This is a genomic window from Klebsiella sp. 2019SCSN059 (genome assembly GCF_021739525.1).
GTDB classification, from domain to species: domain Bacteria; phylum Pseudomonadota; class Gammaproteobacteria; order Enterobacterales; family Enterobacteriaceae; genus Klebsiella; species Klebsiella quasipneumoniae.
The window spans coordinates 364,070-383,274 of record NZ_JAKKOM010000002.1 but is presented as its reverse complement, the minus strand read 5'-3'; the positions used below and the strand labels follow the sequence as shown (position 1 = coordinate 383,274).

Annotated in this window: 19 protein-coding genes; 7 read left to right on the top strand and 12 right to left on the bottom strand. The window is 59.6% G+C overall.

What is annotated here, in order from left to right; translation table 11 throughout:
- Window positions 1-845: 845 nt before the first annotated feature.
- The 4 genes from phnE (L2I46_RS04540) to phnC all read right to left on the bottom strand — a co-directional run bounded on the left by phnE (L2I46_RS04540) (window position 846) and on the right by phnC (window position 4,469).
- Window positions 846-1,730: a phosphonate ABC transporter, permease protein PhnE gene (gene phnE / locus L2I46_RS04540; RefSeq protein WP_032453207.1), complete on the bottom strand. Its 885-nt coding sequence runs from the start codon at window positions 1,728-1,730 to the stop codon at window positions 846-848.
- Window positions 1,727-2,599 carry a phosphonate ABC transporter, permease protein PhnE gene (gene phnE, locus L2I46_RS04535; RefSeq protein WP_023288541.1) on the bottom strand — a complete coding sequence of 291 codons (873 nt, stop codon included), beginning with the start codon at window positions 2,597-2,599 and terminating at the stop codon, window positions 1,727-1,729. Before phnE (L2I46_RS04535) ends, phnE (L2I46_RS04540) begins: the two co-directional genes overlap by 4 nt.
- Window positions 2,600-2,665: 66 nt before the next feature.
- The gene (phnD, locus tag L2I46_RS04530) at window positions 2,666-3,604 is read right to left on the bottom strand and encodes a phosphonate ABC transporter substrate-binding protein (RefSeq protein ID WP_032428601.1); all 939 of its coding nucleotides are present in this window, start codon (window positions 3,602-3,604) and stop codon (window positions 2,666-2,668) included.
- A gap of 22 nt (window positions 3,605-3,626) precedes the next feature.
- Window positions 3,627-4,469, bottom strand: a complete 843-nt coding sequence (gene phnC, locus L2I46_RS04525) for a phosphonate ABC transporter ATP-binding protein (protein ID WP_064155221.1) — start codon at window positions 4,467-4,469, stop codon at window positions 3,627-3,629.
- 842 nt (window positions 4,470-5,311) lie between these two features.
- On the opposite strand from phnC, the gene ecpR reads away from it, so the two are divergent.
- The 6 genes from ecpR to L2I46_RS04495 all read left to right on the top strand — a co-directional run bounded on the left by ecpR (window position 5,312) and on the right by L2I46_RS04495 (window position 12,105).
- Entirely contained in the window at window positions 5,312-5,854 is a 543-nt protein-coding gene (gene ecpR / locus L2I46_RS04520; RefSeq protein ID WP_023288544.1) for an ECP biosynthesis operon DNA-binding transcriptional regulator EcpR, read from the top strand.
- 73 nt (window positions 5,855-5,927) lie between these two features.
- Window positions 5,928-6,515: a common pilus major fimbrillin subunit EcpA gene (gene ecpA / locus L2I46_RS04515; protein ID WP_023288545.1), complete on the top strand. Its 588-nt coding sequence runs from the start codon at window positions 5,928-5,930 to the stop codon at window positions 6,513-6,515.
- Window positions 6,516-6,573: 58 nt separating this feature from the next.
- On the top strand, window positions 6,574-7,242 hold the full coding sequence (locus L2I46_RS04510) for a hypothetical protein (protein WP_023288546.1): 669 nt from the start codon (window positions 6,574-6,576) through the stop codon (window positions 7,240-7,242).
- A gap of 25 nt (window positions 7,243-7,267) precedes the next feature.
- On the top strand, window positions 7,268-9,793 hold the full coding sequence (locus L2I46_RS04505; RefSeq protein ID WP_023288547.1) for a fimbrial biogenesis outer membrane usher protein: 2,526 nt from the start codon (window positions 7,268-7,270) through the stop codon (window positions 9,791-9,793).
- Window positions 9,783-11,426 (top strand): fimbrial adhesin EcpD, encoded by a 1,644-nt coding sequence (ecpD, locus tag L2I46_RS04500; RefSeq protein ID WP_236947573.1) that lies wholly within the window; start codon window positions 9,783-9,785, stop codon window positions 11,424-11,426. The genes L2I46_RS04505 and ecpD overlap by 11 nt, the downstream gene beginning before the upstream one ends.
- Window positions 11,395-12,105, top strand: a complete 711-nt coding sequence (locus L2I46_RS04495; RefSeq protein WP_077271762.1) for a fimbria/pilus periplasmic chaperone — start codon at window positions 11,395-11,397, stop codon at window positions 12,103-12,105. The genes ecpD and L2I46_RS04495 overlap by 32 nt, the downstream gene beginning before the upstream one ends.
- 3 nt (window positions 12,106-12,108) lie before the next feature.
- Here the strand turns inward: L2I46_RS04495 and L2I46_RS04490 are convergent, their stop codons facing one another.
- From L2I46_RS04490 to L2I46_RS04475, 4 genes are read right to left on the bottom strand one after another with little or no spacing between them, the layout of a single operon-like run.
- Window positions 12,109-12,798, bottom strand: coding sequence for an amino acid ABC transporter permease (locus L2I46_RS04490; protein ID WP_017900979.1), 690 nt, complete (start codon window positions 12,796-12,798; stop codon window positions 12,109-12,111).
- Window positions 12,788-13,540: an amino acid ABC transporter permease gene (locus L2I46_RS04485; protein WP_023288550.1), complete on the bottom strand. Its 753-nt coding sequence runs from the start codon at window positions 13,538-13,540 to the stop codon at window positions 12,788-12,790. The genes L2I46_RS04490 and L2I46_RS04485 overlap by 11 nt, the downstream gene beginning before the upstream one ends.
- Window positions 13,537-14,355, bottom strand: a complete 819-nt coding sequence (locus L2I46_RS04480; RefSeq protein ID WP_023288551.1) for an amino acid ABC transporter ATP-binding protein — start codon at window positions 14,353-14,355, stop codon at window positions 13,537-13,539. The genes L2I46_RS04485 and L2I46_RS04480 overlap by 4 nt, the downstream gene beginning before the upstream one ends.
- Before the next feature lies 1 nt (window position 14,356).
- Window positions 14,357-15,166 (bottom strand): ABC transporter substrate-binding protein, encoded by an 810-nt coding sequence (locus tag L2I46_RS04475; RefSeq protein ID WP_002890106.1) that lies wholly within the window; start codon window positions 15,164-15,166, stop codon window positions 14,357-14,359.
- Between the two features lie 329 nt (window positions 15,167-15,495).
- Here L2I46_RS04475 and L2I46_RS04470 point away from each other — a divergent pair, with 329 nt between their 5' ends.
- Window positions 15,496-15,666 (top strand): hypothetical protein, encoded by a 171-nt coding sequence (locus tag L2I46_RS04470; protein WP_002890108.1) that lies wholly within the window; start codon window positions 15,496-15,498, stop codon window positions 15,664-15,666.
- Between the two features lie 116 nt (window positions 15,667-15,782).
- On the opposite strand, the gene L2I46_RS04465 is transcribed toward L2I46_RS04470, so the two are convergent.
- From L2I46_RS04465 to L2I46_RS04450, 4 genes are read right to left on the bottom strand one after another with little or no spacing between them, the layout of a single operon-like run.
- Entirely contained in the window at window positions 15,783-16,478 is a 696-nt protein-coding gene (locus L2I46_RS04465) for an ABC transporter ATP-binding protein (RefSeq protein ID WP_032453291.1), read from the bottom strand.
- Window positions 16,471-17,253 carry an ABC transporter ATP-binding protein gene (locus L2I46_RS04460; RefSeq protein WP_023288553.1) on the bottom strand — a complete coding sequence of 261 codons (783 nt, stop codon included), beginning with the start codon at window positions 17,251-17,253 and terminating at the stop codon, window positions 16,471-16,473. Before L2I46_RS04460 ends, L2I46_RS04465 begins: the two co-directional genes overlap by 8 nt.
- Window positions 17,240-18,289, bottom strand: a complete 1,050-nt coding sequence (locus tag L2I46_RS04455) for a branched-chain amino acid ABC transporter permease (RefSeq protein ID WP_008805324.1) — start codon at window positions 18,287-18,289, stop codon at window positions 17,240-17,242. Before L2I46_RS04455 ends, L2I46_RS04460 begins: the two co-directional genes overlap by 14 nt.
- Entirely contained in the window at window positions 18,289-19,188 is a 900-nt protein-coding gene (locus L2I46_RS04450; protein WP_002890128.1) for a branched-chain amino acid ABC transporter permease, read from the bottom strand. Before L2I46_RS04450 ends, L2I46_RS04455 begins: the two co-directional genes overlap by 1 nt.
- Window positions 19,189-19,205: the final 17 nt, after the last annotated feature.

The following is a 19,205-nucleotide window of genomic DNA, read 5'->3' as shown; positions in this document are numbered from 1 at the left end:
CTGAGCTGGCGGCTGGAATAGCGGAGCGGATAAATGTTTCTGCGGGTTCAGTCGTTGTAGGCCGGATAAGGCGTGAGTCGCCATCCGGCATAAAGGCGGCTTCGTGCCGGCGGTCGTTGCCCGGCGGCGCTGCGCTTGCGCGGGCCTACAGACTGAGCTGGCGGCTGGAATAGCGGAGCGGATAAATGTTTCTGCGGGTTCAGTCGTTGTAGGCCGGATAAGGCGTGAGCCGCCATCCGGCATAAAGGCGGCTTCGTGCCGGCGGTCATTGCCCGGCGGCGCTGCGCTTGCACGGGCCTACGGGGTGTGAGCCTGTGAGAGGAACTTGTAGGCCGGGTAAGGCGCGGCCGCCACCCGGCAACATCACGGGTACTGCGCCTGGCGTCTCGCCCGGCGGCGCTGCGCTTGCACGGGCCTGAACGCCAGCCGGACTGTTTCCTGGAGAGGGGAAGCATTGCCGTGTGGTTGTTTATGTTATCTGTGGCTTCAGCGTAGTTTGCGCTCCCGGTTCGTCTTCTGCGTTATGTCCCTTATGGCGCAGGGAGCGCACAGGGGGCGGCCAGTCGCCGCCGCCCCCTGTACCCCCGGGCTCCGGCCAGCAAAATCGCCACTGCGTGGTGCCTTCGACTTATCCCTGCAGGCTTCGGGTCGGGCCGAGGCAGCGTCCGTGCAAAACACGGCCCTCAGCCCGCATCCATGCGGGCTGCCCCGGCCTTCCGGGAACGTCTCAGCGATTTTGAGGCCGTCAGCACCGGCAGTTTCAGCAACAATGATGAATAAATTAACGACAGGTCGTAAGAACGTAGGCCGGGTAAGGCGCAGCCGCCACCCGGCACAAAGGCGCGCTAGCGTTCCTCCTGATACAGCGGCACTACGGCGCCGCCGATATAGCGACGGCGCAGCCAGGCGGAGAGGGTGTCCATGATCATCACCACCGCCACCAGCAGCAGCGTGATAAACATCACCACATCCCAGTTCCACAGGCGCATATTCTCGGCATAGATAAGCCCGATACCGCCGGCGCCGACGAAGCCCAGCACCGCCGCGGAGCGGGTGTTGGATTCAATCTGGTACAGGCTCAGCGCGAGGAAGGTCGGGAACGACTGGGTAAAAATACCAAAACGATGCTTTTGCAGGCCATTCGCGCCCACGGCGGTCAGCCCGCGCCCGGGGGAGCGGTCCACGGCTTCGTGTCCTTCCGCGTACAGCCGTCCCAGCAGACCGGTGTCCTGCATGATGATCGCCAGCACCCCGGCCAGCGGCCCGAGGCCTACCGCGCGCACGAAAATCAGCCCCCAGATAGCCATGTCGATCCCGCGCAGCACATCAAACAGGCGGCGCATCAGCAGGGCGAGGGTCCCCAGCACCACGCCGCGCATGATGTTGCGGGCGGCGAAGAAGGAGAGCAGCAGCGCCAGCACCGTGGCGGTGAGCGTCCCGGCGAAGACGATAGCCAGGGTAATGCCGATTTGCGTGAAGTAATAGCCGAACGGCCAGTTCCAGAAGTCGTGCCAGACGAACATCCGCGCCAGATAGCGGCCAATCTGCTGCAGGCCGGTGGTCAGCTGTTCGCCGCTGATGCCGAACTGCAGAAAAAACCAGACGTAATAGAGCACGCAGGCCAGCGCCACCAGCCCGACGTAGCGCAGGTAGCGCCCCTGGACCTGATAGAGCTGTTTATGCTGCCGACGGCTGGCGGCGATATCCGGTTGCATGTGCCAGACGCTCATTTCTTACCCTCCAGTACCCACAGGCGCAGACGACCGGACAGCATGTCCAGCGCCGACACCACCAGAATGATCAGCAACAGGGTGATGCTCACCTGATCGTAACGGTCGAGCTTGATGTTGGTCATCAGCTCCTGGCCGATGCCGCCCGCGCCCACCAGCCCGAGAATGGTCGACGAGCGGAAGTTGATTTCAAGCCGCATAAAGCCGTAGGAGAGAAACAGCGGTTTCACCTGCGGCCACAGGGCGAAGCGAATTTTCTGCAGCGGCGATGCGCCGCAGGCCGCCAGGCCGCGTACCGGTTTGTTTTGCGCGCTTTCCACCGCCTCGTAGAACAGTTTGGTCAGACTGCCGACGGTATGCAGCATGAGCGCCAGAAAGCCCGGGATCGCGCCGATGCCGAACGCCATCACAAAGATCACCGCCCACGCTAGCTCGGGCATGGTGCGCAAAAACGCCACCAGCACGCGAATGGCAAAGCGCACCGGCGCCGGGGACCAGGCGTTATTGGCGGCGAGAAACGCGAAAACCGTGGCAATGGCGACCGCCACCAGGGTTGAGGCCAGCGCCAGCTGCAGGGTTTCCCAGATCAGCGGCAGCTGGATCGGCAGGCGATAGCCCCACCAGGCCAGCGACCCTTTGGTCTGCACGTCGGCGAACAGGTTGCCGGCGCTCAGGGGCGGAATAGTCTCTGCCATATAGTCCAGGAAGTGGGGCAGCGAGTGCCAGATAGTCAGCAGATTAAATTCCGCGGCGCTGCCGGCGGCAAAATAGAGCGCCAGCAACAGCAGCGACCAGCAGACGGCATCGCGCTTTTGCCGCGAGCGTACCTGCTGGTAATAGCGTTCAAATTCGATGTGGGTCGTCTTCATGCGTCGGGAATCTTCAACGTAGCGCCGCCGCTCACCTCAGGGCAAGCCGGCGGCGTTGAGGCAGGATTAACGCGCGCTCACCAGCTCGCGTTTCATATCGATAATCTGCTGGAAATCAGCCACGCTGCCCGGGCCGATGTGCTGAGTACCGCCCATCGCTTTGATAAAGCAGGCGTGATCCTCGGTATCCAGTTTTTTCACCGCCGCCACGACCTTCGCCTTAAAGTCCGCCGGCAGCGCATTGCTCACCAGGATCGGGCCGTTCGGGATCAGCGGCGATTGCCAGATAATGCGGATCTGCTTCATCAGATCCGGATGATCCATGCGAATCAGGCGGTTGAACGCGCCGGTGGTGTAGCCGGTGTTGTAATCGCCAACCATCGAGGCCCAGGTCACCGCCCCCGCGAACTGGCCATTCAGCACGCCGAGGATGTCCTGCTCGTGGCCACCGGAGAAGGTGACGCTGGAGAAGGTGTTGTTGTATTTGTTGTCGGCGTTGCCGCCAAATTTTTCTTTAAACGCATGGTTAGGGATCAGATACCCGGAAGTGGAATCCGGGTCGGCGAAGCCAAAGGCTTTGCCTTTTAAATCGTCCAGCGTTTTATACGGGGAGTCGGCTTTGACAATCACCACCGAGTGATAGCCGCGAGACTGATCTTTGTCGTCCACGGCGATGCCGACGATATCCACCGCTTTCGGGTTATTGAGATAAACCGAGGCGTAAGAGGAGGGGGACATGCTCAGCACCACGTCGACTTTACCCCCCAGCAGACCCTGAATCACCCCGGAATAGTCGGAAGAGTTACGCAGTTTGGTATCCACGTTCAGCTCTTTATCGAGGAAGGTCTTCACGCACTGGTTATCGCCGATTTGCTGGGTGGCGTTCTGGCCGCCGAGAATGCCCAGATTCAGCTCTTTCGGCTGCGCCGCCGCTGCCTGCCATGCCATCATCATGCCCGCGACCATTGCGGATAAACGAACTGCGCCAGTCATATATTTTTTCATTATCTTGCCCGTGTGAGTGAAATTAATGCAATTGGCTAACGTCATCGCCGTACAGCTGCTGCAGTACATCCTGCGTCAGCCGGGCGGGGTGATCGTCAAAAATAAGCTGTCCGTTGGCGACGCCGATAACCCGGGTGCAGTAGGTCCTGACCAGCTCCACCGAATGCAGGTTGACCATCACGCTGATGCCCTGCTCGCTAATCTCGCGCAGCACATCCATGATGCGCTGAGTGTTTTTCGGATCCAGCGAGGCGACAGGCTCGTCGGCCAGCAAGATCCCGGGGTTTTGCATCAGCGCCCGGCAGATCGCCACCCGCTGCATCTGCCCGCCGGAGAGGTTCTCCGCCCGCTGCAGCGCGTGCGGCAGCATGTTCATCCATTCAAGCAGCGCAATGGCGCGCGCCCGGTCGGCTGCGGGAAAGATTTTAAACAGCGATTTCAGGGTTGAAGTCTGGCTGAGGCGGCCCAGCAGAACGTTGGTGAGTACGTCGAGGCGCGGCACCAGGCAGAAGTCCTGGAAGATCATCCCGCAGTGGCTGCGCCAGGCGTTGAGCGCGCGGCCTTTCAGCCGGGAGACATCGTGCGGGGTACCGACTTCCGGGTAGCTAAGAATTTCGCCGCCGCTGGCGCTGTGGGTGCCATTGAGAACATGCAGGAGCGTCGATTTACCGGCGCCGGAGCGACCAATAACCCCGACCATTTCACCGGCGTGCAGATCAAAGCTGATGCCGTCCAGCACCTTGTGCTGAGCCTCGTAGGCTTTACTCAGGTTACGCACGCTTAAGACCTTCCGCTGCCGGCCGGCATTGAGATCGGTGAACGGCTGGAAATCAGTTTCGGCCACCGCGGCAAGAGAGCTGTTCATAAGAGTGTCCAGGTTCGTCATTAACTGGCCACTATTAATAGGTCTTTATGTGAAATTTCGATGACGGTATTGCGAACAAACCGTGAACAGGCGGGAAAGGGCGGCGGTGAGCGGTCCACCCGAGCGCGCGTGGCGCGCTGGCGAAGCGCCGAAAAGCGGCTATGCTTTCGGGGGCGCGGAGCCAGGCGCCCCTTGACGGCCGGAACGCTCGTCAATCTTCGCTTAATCTTGCTGATGAGAACTGTTATATCGAATAGATAATGCGTCTGCCTTTGTTTAGCATTCAACATTCCCCAGGTATTAACATATACATAACTATTTTGTGCGGCAGGTTAATCTATTCATGAGTCTTATGTGTTGGTGAATCATCCTGGTTGTTGCTTCTTTTTGGATTTATATTCTTTATTTTTTAATAAATTTGGTTTATTCGACAACTTCATTCTGCCCTGCATTAAGAATATTCCTAACATAATAGGGTGAAGATCCTGGGTAATATAAAATTCAGCTAAGAATCGACGGTAATATTGCCAATAACCTTATGAAAATAAATGTCTTTTTTCTTTCCTCAAAAAAACGATATTTTCAGTTTTTGTAAATATTGACCTGGGCGCGAAATTCATTGCCTTTCCGCATGTTGACACTCTATAGGAAAAAACTTAAATTCAACGCCAAGCAGAAAATAATTATAGTTTAACCCCGCTTATCCAATATTGATAGGTAATGCGTGTCTTATTTAATGGCGATTTATTAAAGGAATGGAATACGCCAGTTAACTTTATAGGCCTGGCAAGCAGTGAAGTTGTAAAAATGATTACTTCAAGGACTATGAGGTTAAAAACTATATGGAATATAAAAGCTGTTCCGATAAGTATATTTGGTCTGCCCATGACTCCTACTTCTATAAAGGATTATCCGAACTGATTGTAGATATCGACGAATTAATTTATCTGTCGCTAGAGAAAATCAGAAGAGATTTCGTGTTTATCAATCTCAATACGGCTTCGTTAAACGAATTTATCAGGCGCGACAGCGAATGGCTATCCGCGGTAAAGGGGAAACAGGTCGTATTAATTGCGGCCAGAAAGTCAGAGGCCTTAGCGAATTACTGGTATTACAATAGCGATATTCGCGGCGTGGTATATGTTGGCCTGAGTCGCGATATTCGAAAAGAGCTGGCCTATGTGATTAATGGCAGGTTTCTCCGTAAAGATATTAAGAAAGATAAAATTACAGACCGGGAAATGAAAATTATCCGCATGACCGCCCAGGGCATGCAGCCGAAATCGATCGCCAGAATTGAAAATTGTAGCGTGAAGACAGTGTATACCCATCGGCGCAATGCTGAGGCCAAGCTGTATTCCAAAATATATAAGTTAGTTCAGTAACACCCAGGCAAGTTAATTTTTGAATGGTTCACCGGGACATCATGTCCTTAATTCAACTCAGGAAGAAAAAGCGATGAAAAAAAAGGTTCTGGCAATAGCTCTGGTAACGGCGTTTACCGGTATGGGTGTGGCGCAGGCTGCTGACGTAACGGCTCAGGCTGTAGCGACCTGGTCTGCGACCGCCAAAAAAGACACCACCAGCAAACTGGTCGTCACCCCGCTCGGCAGCCTGGCGTTCCAGTATGCCGAAGGCGTGAAAGGTTTTAACTCACAGAAAGGTCTGTTTGACGTGGCAATTGAGGGTGACGCAACGGCGACCGCCTTTAAGCTGACCTCGCGTCTTATCACCAACACCTTAACCCAGCTGGATACCTCCGGCTCCACGCTGAGCGTGGGCGTGGATTATAACGGCGCAGCGGTGGAAAAAACCGGTGATACCGTGATGATCGATACCGCCAACAACATTCTGGGCGGCAACCTCAGCGCGCTGGCTAATGGCTACAACGCCAGCGGTCGCACCACCGCGCAGGATGGTTTCACCTTCTCTATCATCAGCGGCACCACTGACGGCACCACCGCCGTGACCGATTACAGCACCCTGCCGGAAGGGATCTGGAGCGGCGACGTTAGCGTCCAGTTCGACGCCACCTGGACCAGCTGATCCTTCTGATGCACCAGCAGGGGGGGCTCCCCCTGCTTTTTTCACGGACGGAATTGTTATGAAAAAGCACCTTCTGGCCCTCGGGCTGCTGCTTGCCGGAGTATCGCCGGCGCAGGCGCTGGATGTCGGCGATATCTCATCTTTTATGAACAGCGGCAGCAGCACGCTGAGCAAAACGATCAAGAACAGCACCGACAGCGGCCGGCTGATCAATATCCATCTCGAACGGCTCTCTTCCCCGCTGGATGACGGACAGGTTATCCCGATGGATAAACCGGATGAGGTGCTGCTCACTCCCGCCAGCCTGCTGTTACCCGCCCAGGCCAGCGATGTGATCCGCTTCTTCTACAAAGGCCCGGCGGATGACAAAGAGCGCTATTACCGCATTGTCTGGTTCGACCAGGCGCTCAGCGATGCCCAGCGCGATAACGCCACCCGCAGCGCGGTGGCCACCGCTTCCGCCCGCATCGGCACCATCCTGGTGGTGGCGCCCCGGCAGGTGAACTACCGCTTTCAGTACGCCAACGGCTCCCTGACCAACACCGGGAACGCGACGCTGCGGATCCTCGCCTACGGCCCTTGCCTGAAGGCCGCCGAGGGAAAGGAGTGTAAAGAGAACTACTACCTGATGCCGGGTAAATCACGCCGTTTTACGCGCGTGGACACGGCGGATAAAAAAGGACGGGTTGCGCTTTGGCAGGGTGAGCAGTTTGTTCCCGTGAAATAGACAGCTGTGCAGATGGATAACGACGATGCCTCTACAACGGATTTCCCCAGGACTGAAAACACGGCTTGCCTTCGGCATGTTTTTTTTGTTCGTTCAGCCCGACGCCAGCGCGGCTGCCCCAGGGGCGCAGCAGATTGGCGGGGTGATTATTCCGCAGGCCTTCAGCCAGGCGCTGCAGGACGGCATGAGCGTTCCGCTCTATATTCATCTTGCCGGCAGCCAGGACACCCGGGACGATCAGCGGATCGGCAGCGCCTTTATCTGGCTGGACGGCGGCCAGCTGCGCGTTCGGCAGATCCGGCTGGAGGACAATGAGGGTAACGCCAGCGTCAGCGAACAGACCCGCCAGCAGCTGACTGGCCTCGCCAACGCCCCGTTCAGCGAGGCGCTCACCATCACGCTGACCGACAGCGCGCAGCTGGATCTCAGCCTGCGCCAGCTGCTGCTGCAGCTGGTGGTCAAGCGCGAGGCGCTGGGCACCGTGCTGCGCTCGCGCAGCGAAGACATCGGCCAGTCGAGCGTCAACGCCCTCAGCAGCAACCTGAGCTATAACCTCGGCGTTTATAACAACCAGATGCGCAACGGCGGGAGCAACACCTCCAGCTATCTGTCGCTGAACAACGTCACGGCGCTGCGTGAGCATCATGTGGTGCTCGACGGCTCACTGTACGGGATCGGCAGCGGTCAGCAGGACAGTGAATTATATAAGGCCATGTATGAACGCGATTTCGCCGGCCACCGCTTTGCCGGCGGGATGCTTGACACCTGGAACCTGCAGTCCCTGGGGCCGATGACCGCTATTTCGGCGGGCAAGATTTACGGCCTTTCCTGGGGGAACCAGGCCAGCTCCACCGTCTTCGACAACAGCCAGTCCGCCACGCCGGTGATCGCCTTTCTGCCGGCGGCGGGCGAGGTGCATCTCACTCGTGACGGCCGGTTGCTGAGCGTCCAGAACTTCGCCATGGGGAACCATGAAGTGGATACCCGCGGCCTGCCGTACGGTATTTACGACGTGGAGGTGGAGGTGATCGTCAACGGGCGGGTGGTCAGCAAACGCACCCAGCGGGTCAATAAGCTGTTCAGCCGGGGACGCGGCGCCGGCGCGCCGCTGGCGTGGCAGGTGTGGGGCGGCAGTTTTCATATGGATCGCTGGTCGGAGAGCGGGAAAAAGACCCGGCCGGCGAAAGAGAGCTGGCTGGCGGGCCTCTCGGCCTCCGGGTCGCTCAGCACCCTGAGCTGGGCGGCAACGGGCTATGGCTACGACAACCAGGCGGTGGGAGAAACCCGCCTGACGCTGCCGCTGGGCGAGTCGATCAACGTTAACCTGCAAAATATGCTGGCCAGCGACAGCTCGTGGAGCAGCGTCGGCAGCATCAGCGCCACGCTGCCGGGGGGCTTTAGTTCAGTGTGGGTCAACCAGGAGAGAACCCGCATTGGCGATCAGTTGCGGCGCAGCGATGCCGACAACCGGGCGATCGGCGGCACCCTCAACCTCAACGCGCTGTGGTCGAAGCTGGGGACGTTCAGCGTCAGCTACAACGATGACCGTCGCTACAACAGCCATTACTACACCGCGGATTACTATCAGACGGTCTACAGCGGCGCCTTTGGATCGCTCGGCCTGCGGGCAGGGATCCAGCGCTATAACAATGGCGACAGCAGCGCCAACACCGGGAAGTATATCGCCCTCGATCTGTCGCTGCCGCTGGGCAACTGGTTCAGCGCCGGGATGACCCATCAGAACGGCTACACCATGGCTAACCTCTCAGCGCGCAAGCAGTTTGATGAAGGCACCATTCGCACCATCGGCGCCAATCTGTCGCGGGCCATCTCCGGCGATACCGGGGATGACAAAACCCTCAGCGGCGGGGCGTATGCCCAGTTCGACGCCCGCTACGCCAGCGGCACGCTGAACGTCAACAGCGCGGCGGACGGCTACGTCAACACCAACCTCACCGCCAGCGGCAGCGTCGGCTGGCAGGGCAAAAACATCGCCGCCAGCGGACGAACCGACGGCAACGCCGGGGTGATCTTCAACACCGGGCTGGAGGATGACGGTCAGATCAGCGCCAGGGTCAACGGGCGGATCTTCCCGCTCAGCGGCAAGCGTAACTATCTGCCGCTCTCACCCTATGGCCGCTATGAGGTGGAGCTGCAAAACAGCAAAAACTCGCTCGACAGTTACGACATCGTCAGCGGGCGCAAGAGTCATCTGACCCTCTATCCCGGCAACGTGGCGGTGATTGAGCCTGAGGTGAAGCAGATGGTCACCGTCTCCGGTCGTATTCGGGCGGAAGACGGCACGCTGCTGGCTAATGCGCGGATTAACAACCATATCGGCCGTACCCGCACCGATGAAAACGGCGAATTTGTCATGGATGTGGATAAGAAATATCCCACGATCGATTTCAGCTACGGCGGCAATAAAACCTGCGAAGTGGCGCTGGAGCTCAGCCAGGCGCGCGGCGCCGTCTGGGTGGGGGATGTGGTTTGCAGCGGCCTCTCGTCGTGGGCGGCGGCGCAGCAGACAGGAGAAGAGAATGAAAGTTAACCCTTTAATCGCCCTGGCGATCCTCGCGCTGCTCTGGCCGGCGGCCGCGCTCAGGGCGGCGGTGTCGAAGACCACCTGGTCGGATGCGCCGGCGCGCGAGTTTGTGTTTGTGGAAAACAACGCCGACGACAACTTTTTCGTCACCCCCGGCGGGGCGCTGGATCCGCGCATGACCGGCGCCAACCGCTGGACCGGCTTAAAATACACCGGCTCCGGGACCATCTATCAGCAGAGTCTCGGCTATATCGATAACGGCTACAATACCGGGCTCAATGCCAACTGGAAGTTTGATATGTGGCTGGAAAACTCGCCGGTTTCGCACCCCTTAACCGGCCTGCGCTGCATCAACTGGTACGCCGGGTGCGATATGGCCACCAGTCTGATCCTGCCGCAAACCACCGACGCCAGCGGGTTCTATGGCGCGACGGTGACCAGCGGCGGCGCGAAATGGATGCACGGTATGATGTCGGACGCCTTCTATCAGTATCTGCAACAGATGCCGGTCGGCGGCAGCTTCACGATGACCATCAATGCCTGCCAGACCTCGGTGAACTACGACGCCAGCAGCGGCGCGCGCTGTAAGGATCAGGCCTCCGGCAACTGGTATGTGCGCAACGTCACCCACACCAAAGCCGCGAGCCTGCGGTTGATAAACACCCACTCGCTGGCGGAGGTGTTTATCAACAGCGATGGCGTGCCGACGCTCGGGGAAGGGAACGCCGACTGCCGGACGCAGACCATCGGCAGCCGCTCAGGATTAAGCTGTAAGATGGTCAACTATACCTTGCAGACCAATGGGTTAAGCAACACCTCGATCCATATTTTCCCGGCGATCGCCAACTCGTCGCTGGCCTCGGCCGTCGGGGCGTACGATATGCAGTTCAGCCTCAACGGCAGCTCATGGAAGCCGGTGAGCAATACCGCCTATTACTACACCTTCAACGAGATGAAGAGCTCAGACGCAATCTATGTGTTCTTCTCCAGCAACTTCTTTAAGCAGATGGTGAATCTCGGGATCAGCGATATCAATACCAAGGATCTGTTCAACTTTCGCTTCCAGAACACCACCTCGCCGGAGTCAGGCTGGTATGAGTTTTCCACCTCCAATACGCTGATTATCAAGCCTCGTGATTTCAGCATCAGCATTATCTCCGACGAATATACCTCGGTGCCGTCGCGGGAGGGGTATGTCGGCAGCGGCGAACCGGCGCTCGATTTCGGCTACATCGTCACCACCAGCGGTAAAACGGCCGCCGACGAAGTGCTGATCAAAGTGACCGGACCGGCGCAGGTGATTGGCGGGCGCTCCTACTGTCTCTTTAGCTCCGATGACGGTACGGCGAAAGTGCCGTTCCCGGCGACGCTCTCTTTTATCACTCGCAGCGGCGCGACGCAGACCTACGACGCCGGGTGCGATGACAGCTGGCGGGATATGACCGATGCGCTGTGGCTGACCACGCCGTGGACCGATATCTCCGGCGAAGTGGGGCAGATGGATAAGACCACGGTGAAATTCTCGATTCCGATGGATAACGCCATTTCGCTGCGGACGGTAGACGATAACGGCTGGTTTGGCGAAGTCAGCGCTTCAGGAGAGATTCATGTCCAGGCGACGTGGCGCAACATTAACTAAGGCCCTGCTGACGGTGGGCTGCCTGATGGTGGCTCCGCTGGCGCAGGCTATCTCGGTCGGCAACCTGACCTTTTCCCTGCCGGCTGAAGCGGATTTCGCCAGCAAACGGGTGGTGAACAACAATAAAAGCGCGCGGCTGTACCGCATCGCCGTCAGCGCCATCGATCGCCCGGGCGGCAGCGAAGTGCGCTCCCGGCCGGTGGATGGCGAGCTGCTGTTCGCCCCCCGTCAGCTGGCGCTGCAGGCCGGGGAGAGCGAATACTTCAAATTTTACTATCATGGCCCGCGGGACAATCGCGAGCGCTATTATCGGGTCTCGTTTCGCGAAATCCCCACCCGCAACCTGACGAGGCGCAGCCCGACCGGCGGCGAGGTCAGCATGGAGCCGGTGGTGGTGATGGATACCATTCTGGTGGTGCGCCCGCGCGAGGTGCAGTTTAAATGGTCTTTCGATAAGGTGGCCGGGACGGTGAGCAATACCGGCAATACCTGGTTTAAGCTGCTGATTAAGCCAGGATGCGATTCGACCGAAGAGGAGGGGGACGCGTGGTATCTGCGTCCCGGGGACGTGGTTCGCCAGCCGGCGCTGCGCCAGCCGGGGAACCACTATCTGGTCTATAACGACAAATTTATTAAGATCAGCGATACCTGCCCGCTGAAGCCCCGCCCTGCGGAGTGAACCTTATCCGGCGGTCGCGCGGCGGGTAAAGCGCCGGCTGGCCAGCAGGCTCAGACCGCAGCACAGCAGGTAGTACACCGCGCCGGTGAAGACGAAGATCGCCAGGGGATAGATCTGCACCCGGTTGTTGACCTGGCCGGCCACGGTGGTCAGCTCCGGGACGTTGACGATAAACGCCAGCGAAGTGTCCTTCAGCAGGCCGATAAAGATCCCCACCAGCGACGGCTGAACGTTGCGCAGCGCCTGCGGGAGCAGCACCAGGCGCAGCGTTTGCCCGGGGGCGAAGCCCTGGGTCAGCGCCGCCTCATACTGACCTTTCGGCAGCGACTGCAGCCCCGCCAGCACCGAGTGCATCACCGAGGCGGCGGTAAACCACGCCAGCGCCAGGGTCACGGTCACCGCGCCGGGCAGATCGCCGCCGGTCAGCATCGGCAGCAGATACCACAGCCAGAAGATGACAAATATCAGCGGGATGCCGCGGATAATTTCCGCCCACAGAAACAGCAGACGCCGCGTCAGCCCGCCGTAGCGCCAGGCCAGGCCCGCCAGCGCAATGCCTCCCGGCAGCGCCAGCAGCGTGGCGCCGATAGCCATCAGCAGGGTCAGGGCCACGCCGCCGGGCTGGCCCTCCGCCAGCCGGCCCCACAGCAGGTAATCAAGGTTATCGGCGATCACCGCCAGATTAGCGTTCATGTTGGGCGCTCCGTTGCAGTTTTCTTCCCGGGCCGAGACGCGTTAGCGCCACGCCCATCGCCACCCCCAGCGCCAGATACAGCGCGGTGCCGACGGCAAAAGCCTCCAGGGCGTGCGCGTTATAGCTCTCAATCTGCCGCACCTGATAGGTCAGTTCCGCAAAGCCGATGCCGCTGGCCAGCGATGAGAGTTTCATCAGGTTGAGATACTGGCCGACAATCGGCTGCCAGGCGTTGGCCAGCCCCTGCGGCAGAAGGATAAAGCGCAGCTCCTGCCACGGCGTAAAGCCCTGCGACAGCGCGGCTTCCCGCTGCCCGTGGCTGACGGCGCGCAGTCCGGAGGCGATCTCTTCCACCAGAAAGGCGGAGGTAAAGACCCCCAGCCCCCACATTGAGCAGAGGAACTCCGGCGTCAGCCACCAGACGTTGCCCGGCAGAATGGACCAGGCGTGCTCGTCGTTCACCACGTTCTTCACCGCCAGCGGCAGCAGGTTCCAGGCGGCAAAGTACCAGAACAGCAGCTGGACCAGCAGCGGGGTGTTGCGAAACAGCGAGACCCACGCGGCCACCAGCCCGCGCCCCGCGCGGCCGCCGCCGAGACGCAGGGCCAGCAGCAGAACCGCCAGCAGGGTGGCGAGCAGGATCCCGGCGACGCTGACCCAGACGGTGGTGAGAAAACCAGAGATAATCCATTGCAACGGCTGTCCGCTCAGGACGCCGTGCCAGTCAAGCATCGGCGTCACTCGAGGCTCTCCTGGTGCAGCGGATCCAGCACCTTCTGCAGAAAACGCCGCGCGCGGGCATGCTGCGGATGGGCGAAAAACTCAGCCGGCGGGGCGACCTCGAGAATGTCGCCGCCGTCGATAAACACCACCCGGTCGGCAATTTCGCGGGCAAACTGCATCTCGTGGGTCACCACCAGCATGGTGATCCCGCTGTGGGCGAGGTTTTTCATCACCTGCAGCACTTCGCCGATCATCTCCGGGTCGAGCGCCGAAGTGGGCTCATCGAACAGGATAATCTGCGGCGAGGAGGCCAGGGCGCGGGCGATCGCCACCCGCTGCTGCTGGCCGCCGGAGAGCTGCGCCGGCATCTGCTGCGCTTTCTCCTCCAGCCCGACCTGACGCAGCAGCGCCAGCGCCCGCTCCTGTGCCGCGCTTTTTCCCCAGCCGTGGACGCGCTCCAGCGCCAGCGTGATGTTCTCCTGCGCCGTCAGGTGGGCGTAAAGGTTGAACTGCTGGAAGACAAAGCCGACACGGCTGCGCAGCTGGCGCAAGGCGCTGCCGCTCAGCCGGCTGGTGGGTTTGCCGTCGATCAGGATCTCGCCGCCGCTTAAGGATTCGAGCTGGTTGATCAGGCGGATCAGCGTCGATTTTCCCGATCCGGAAGGGCCGAGGATCGCCACTACTTCGCCGGGATCGACCTGCAGGTTGATGGCGTTAAGCACCTGATGATCGCCGTAGCGCTTGGCCACCTCACGAAAGGTAATGCTGGCGCGCTGCAGACGTGAAAAATCCGCGGCCGGAGCCGCGGAGTGGGAGAATAAACCCGAGAACATATTATTTCGCTTCTATGGTAAAGGCGCGCGGCTGCGGCGTTTTAGTGGCAGGGCCAAACCAGACATCGTAAATTTTCGCGGCTTCGCCGGTTTTCTCCAGCTTCACCAGCTCATCGTTGACGGCCTTCAGCAGGGCCGGTTCGCCTTTCTTCACCCCCACGCCAATCTCTTCTTTGCTGAGCAGGTCGGGCAGAATTTTAAACTTGGCTTTATCCGGCGCTTCCGCCAGCAGACCGGCAAGGATGGTGCTGTCCTGGGTGATGGCCTGCACGTTGCCGTTGCGCAGGGCGGTCAGGGCCAGCGGAATATCGTCATAGGAGAGGACGCGAGCCTGCGGGAAACGCTGGTGCAGCGCCTGTTCGCCGGTGGTGCCTTTCACCGCGCCGATGCGCGCTTTGCTGTACTCATCAAGCTTATCCGGAGAGCCGGCCGGCACGAGGAACTGCTGGCCGGTGACGAAATACGGCGTTGAGAAATCAATAACCTGGGCCCGCTCCGGGGTGATGGTAATGTCGGCGACGATCAGGTCGGCTTTGCCGGACTGCAGCAGCGGAATACGGTTGGCCGGATTAGTGGCCACCAGTTCGAGTTTGACGCCGAGCGCTTTCGCCAGCGCCTGGGCAAAGTCGACGTCGTAGCCGACGATATGGTGGGTTTTGGCGTCCACGGAGCCGAACGGCGGATTGGCGTCAAAGGTGGCGACTTTCACGACGCCGGCGGCTTTGATGTCAGCCAGCTGGTCGGCCTGCGCCTGCGAGGCGAGCAGCAGCATACCCAGCGCCAGTGCGATTTTTGTGGTTTTGTTGCGCATATTTTTTCCCCTGAATCCCTGTTTTGTTTTGTGGACATCACGCTCCCACACATTCCCCGTCGGCGGCAAAGAAGAAAAAATTCTTATCTATAACGAAAAAGAACTTAACAAACCTGTGGGTATTCTTTATGCGCTGGTAGCGTTTTACCGGCACAGTCACGAGTGCCGGGCGGTCCTCTTTCCCTCCGGAGAGAGGGTGAGGGTGACAGGACCGGGCGTAATATGCGCCAGCCAGGATTGCAAATTCGGAATTAATATTTCCCGCGCCCGGCCAACTGTGGTTGAAATAGACCCAGGCGATTCGCTTCCCGACAGAGGAGAAAACGAAAGTGGCATTGTGGCAACGGTTAACGGGCTGGCTGGCTTTTTTGTCCAACGGTGAAGCCGGACAGCAAGATACTCAACGCGTCATGGAGGCGATCCTGCCGGTGGCCAGCCTCTACGGCGTGGACATTGGCAACGTGGAAACCCGGTGGTTCCGTCATGATAAGACATACTGAGCGACGCAGGACGCGAGAAGCCTACTGGAACGAGGTGTGCTTTGTGTAGCAAGAGACTGCCTGAGGTTGCGGCATCGCAGGAGGCGCCGCCGCAGCCCAGGCAGTTTTAACCACCCTTATCCCCCCAGATACATCCGCTTAATTTCCGGGTTAGTCAGCATCTCCCGCGCCGCGCCTGACAAGGTGATCCGGCCATTCTCCAGGACATACGCCCGATCGGCGATCGCCAGCGCGGCCGTCGCATTCTGCTCCACCAGCAGCACCGTCATATTCTCATCGCGCAGTTGCTTAATGATGCCGAACAGCTCGCCGACAATTTTCGGCGCCAGCCCGAGGCTTGGTTCATCCAGCATCAATAACACCGGCTCGCTCATCAGCGCCCGGGCGATGGCCAGCATCTGCTGCTCGCCGCCGCTCATGGTGCCCGCCATCTGATGGCGCCGCTCCTTGAGCCGTGGAAAAAGGGCGTACATACGATCGCGCAGGCGGGTGTAGCCGGCGAGATTATTGTAAGCGCCCATGCGCAGGTTCTCTTCGATGGTCAGGTTGGTAAAGACCCGGCGTCCCTCCGGCACCAGCGCCAGCCCGCGACGTACGATCTGGTGGGTCTGGCTGCGCGAGATATCGTCGTTGAGGAAGCTGACGCGCCCGCTGGAGCGCACCAGGTTGACGATCCCATTGAGGGTAGAGGTTTTACCGGCGCCATTGCTGCCGATCAGGGTGACGATCTCCCGGTCATAAACATCGATATCGACGCCTTTCAACCCCTGGATCACGCCGTAAAAGACCTTCAGTTCTCTGGCGTTAAGCATAATTGGCTTCTCCCAGATAAGCGGAAATGACGTCCGGATGCTGGATCGCCTCGGCCATCAGGCCGCTGAACAATGGCTTACCATACTCCAGGACCATCACCCGTTCGCACAGACGGTTGACGAAGGGCATATCGTGCTCGATTAACAGGACGCTGAGCTGATAGTCATGGCGCATGCGGAAGATCAGCTCCGCCAGATCCTCGGTCTCCTTCGGGTTCATCCCGGCGGCCGGCTCATCGAGCAGCAGCAGCTTCGGCGAGGTGGCCAGCGCGCGGGCGATCTCCACTTTGCGCTGGTTGCCATAGCTCAGGTTCGTGGCCTGCATATGGGCGAAGTGGGCGATGCCGATGTCTTCCAGAATGGCCATCGCTTTGGCCTTCGCCGCCCGCTCGGCCGGAAAATAGCGGCCAATGTGCAGGGCCGCCTCCAGCAGCGAGTAGCGGCTGGCGCGGTCGAGTCCAACCATCACGTTCTCCAGCACCGTCATCGAGTTAAACAGCCGGATATTCTGGAAGGTGCGGGCGATCCCGGCGTTGACCACCTGGTTGGGCTTTAGCCCCTTCAGCGAGGCGCCCGCGAGGGTGACGCTGCCGCTGGTGGGCTTATAGTTGGCGGTGATGACGTTAAACAGGGTCGTTTTGCCCGCGCCGTTCGGGCCGATAAGGCCAAAGATCTCCGCTTCGTCAACATGGAAGCTGACGTTGTCGATGGCCCGCAGGCCGCCAAACTGCATGGTGACGTCCTGCACCTGCAGGATGATTTTATTTTCCGCCATAGCTGCTGTTCCTTCTTCCCATCTGCCAAATCTCTTTTTTCCCCAGCAGCCCTTCGCGGGCGAAAAGCATGATGATCAGCAGCAGCAGGGAGAAGACCACCATTCTCAGGCCCGGATAGGCGCCGAGATCATGACCGAAGAACTGCAGCGGCTGGTCGAGAAAGCGCAGCCACTCGCCGCTGCCGACCACCAGCACGGTGCCGAGCAGGGCGCCGGTGGTGCTGCCGAGCCCGCCGAGGACGATAATAATCAGCAGCTGGAAGGTGAGCATAAAGTCGAACAGCCCCGGGGAAATGGTGGTCAGCAGCGAAGCCAGCAGACCGCCGCCGATCCCTTCGAAGAAGGCGCTGGTGGCGAAGGCGCAGGTTTTAATGCGGAAGGTGTTGACCCCCATGGCGATCGCCGCATCTTCATCGTCGCGAATGGCTTTCATCATCCGGCCATACTTCGACCACACCAGCTGGAGGATCATGCCGGTAGCCAGCAGGGCGAACAGGCCGCACCAGAACAGGAGATGCGGCTGCTGCGGAATATCGTTCAGCCCGATGGCGCCGTTGGTGATTTGCGGGTTGTTAATGGCGAGGATCTTGATGATAAACCCGAAGCCGAGGGTGACGATGGCCAGGTAGTCGCCGCGCACCCGGAAGACCGGCACGGCGAGGCACACCGCCAGCGCCGCCGCGCACAGGCCGCTTATCAGCAGGGCGGGGAGGAAGCCCGCGTGCAGGCTGAGGATCCACGGGCTGGGGGCGGCCATTTCAAACATGTCTACCTTGCTGTCGCTGGAGAGGATCAGCAGGGCGGTGACGTAGGCGCCCACCGCCACGAAGCCGTTCGGCTCCAGCGACAGCTGGCCGGTCACGCCGTTGATCAGGTTGTAGCTGACCGCGAGGATCATAAAGATAAAAATGGTGCTGATGACGCGAACAATGTAGTCATTGAAAACCACGTTGATTCCGGCCAGCAGCGCGATACAGATGACAATAATGGCCAGGTTGCGCAGCTGCGCCCCGGCGGTGGTCGTCGCGTTGAGCATCAGAAACGGCTCCTTTCCAGACGTTCGTCGCCCATAATGCCGACCGGGCGGAACAAGAGGACCAGAATCAAGAACAGGAAGGCGAAAGCGTCTTTATAGCCGCCCAGTTCGGGGAAGATCGCCACCGCGACCACCTCGGTAAAACCGAGGATAAAGCCGCCCAGCACCGCGCCGGTGACGCTGCCGATCCCGCCCAGCACGGCGGCGGCGAAGGCCTTCAGGCCGATAAGCACGCCCATCAGGGGATCGATCGTCGGGTAGCTGATGGAGTAGAACACGCCGCCGAGCGCCGCGAGGCTGCTGCCGAGGGCGAAGACCAGGGAGATGATCCGGTTGGCGTCAATGCCCATCAGACGCACGGTGTTGACGTCAAAGGCTACCGCGCGGATCGCCATTCCATAGCGGGTGCGGTACAGCAGCCAGAGGATCGCCAGCAGCAGCAGGACGGTGATCAGCGGCACAATCCACGCCACGTTGGTAATGATGACGCTGCCGAAGGCCCGGGTCTGGTTGAAAAAGTCAGGGGCGGAGAAGAAGCGCGAGCTGCCGCCAAACAGCACGTTAAACAGGTTTTCGAGGAAGAAGCTGACGCCGATGGCGGTGATCAGCATGGAAATTTTCGAGGCCTGGCGCAGCGGACGATAGGCGACCCGGTCAATCAGCATGCCAAACAGGCCGCACAGCCCGAGAGTCAGGAAAACGGCTACCCCGAAGGGTAGCCCAACCGAAGAAAATAAAAACAGCGTACTAAACGCGCCGACCATCATCACGTCCGCATGGGCGAAGTTGATCAGCCTTAGCACGCCATAAACCATCGTATAACCGATGGCAATCAGGGCGTACATGCCCCCAAGACTCATTCCATTGACCACTTGCTGGAGAAAAATGGCGCCGTCCATTTTGTAGCCTCGTCACA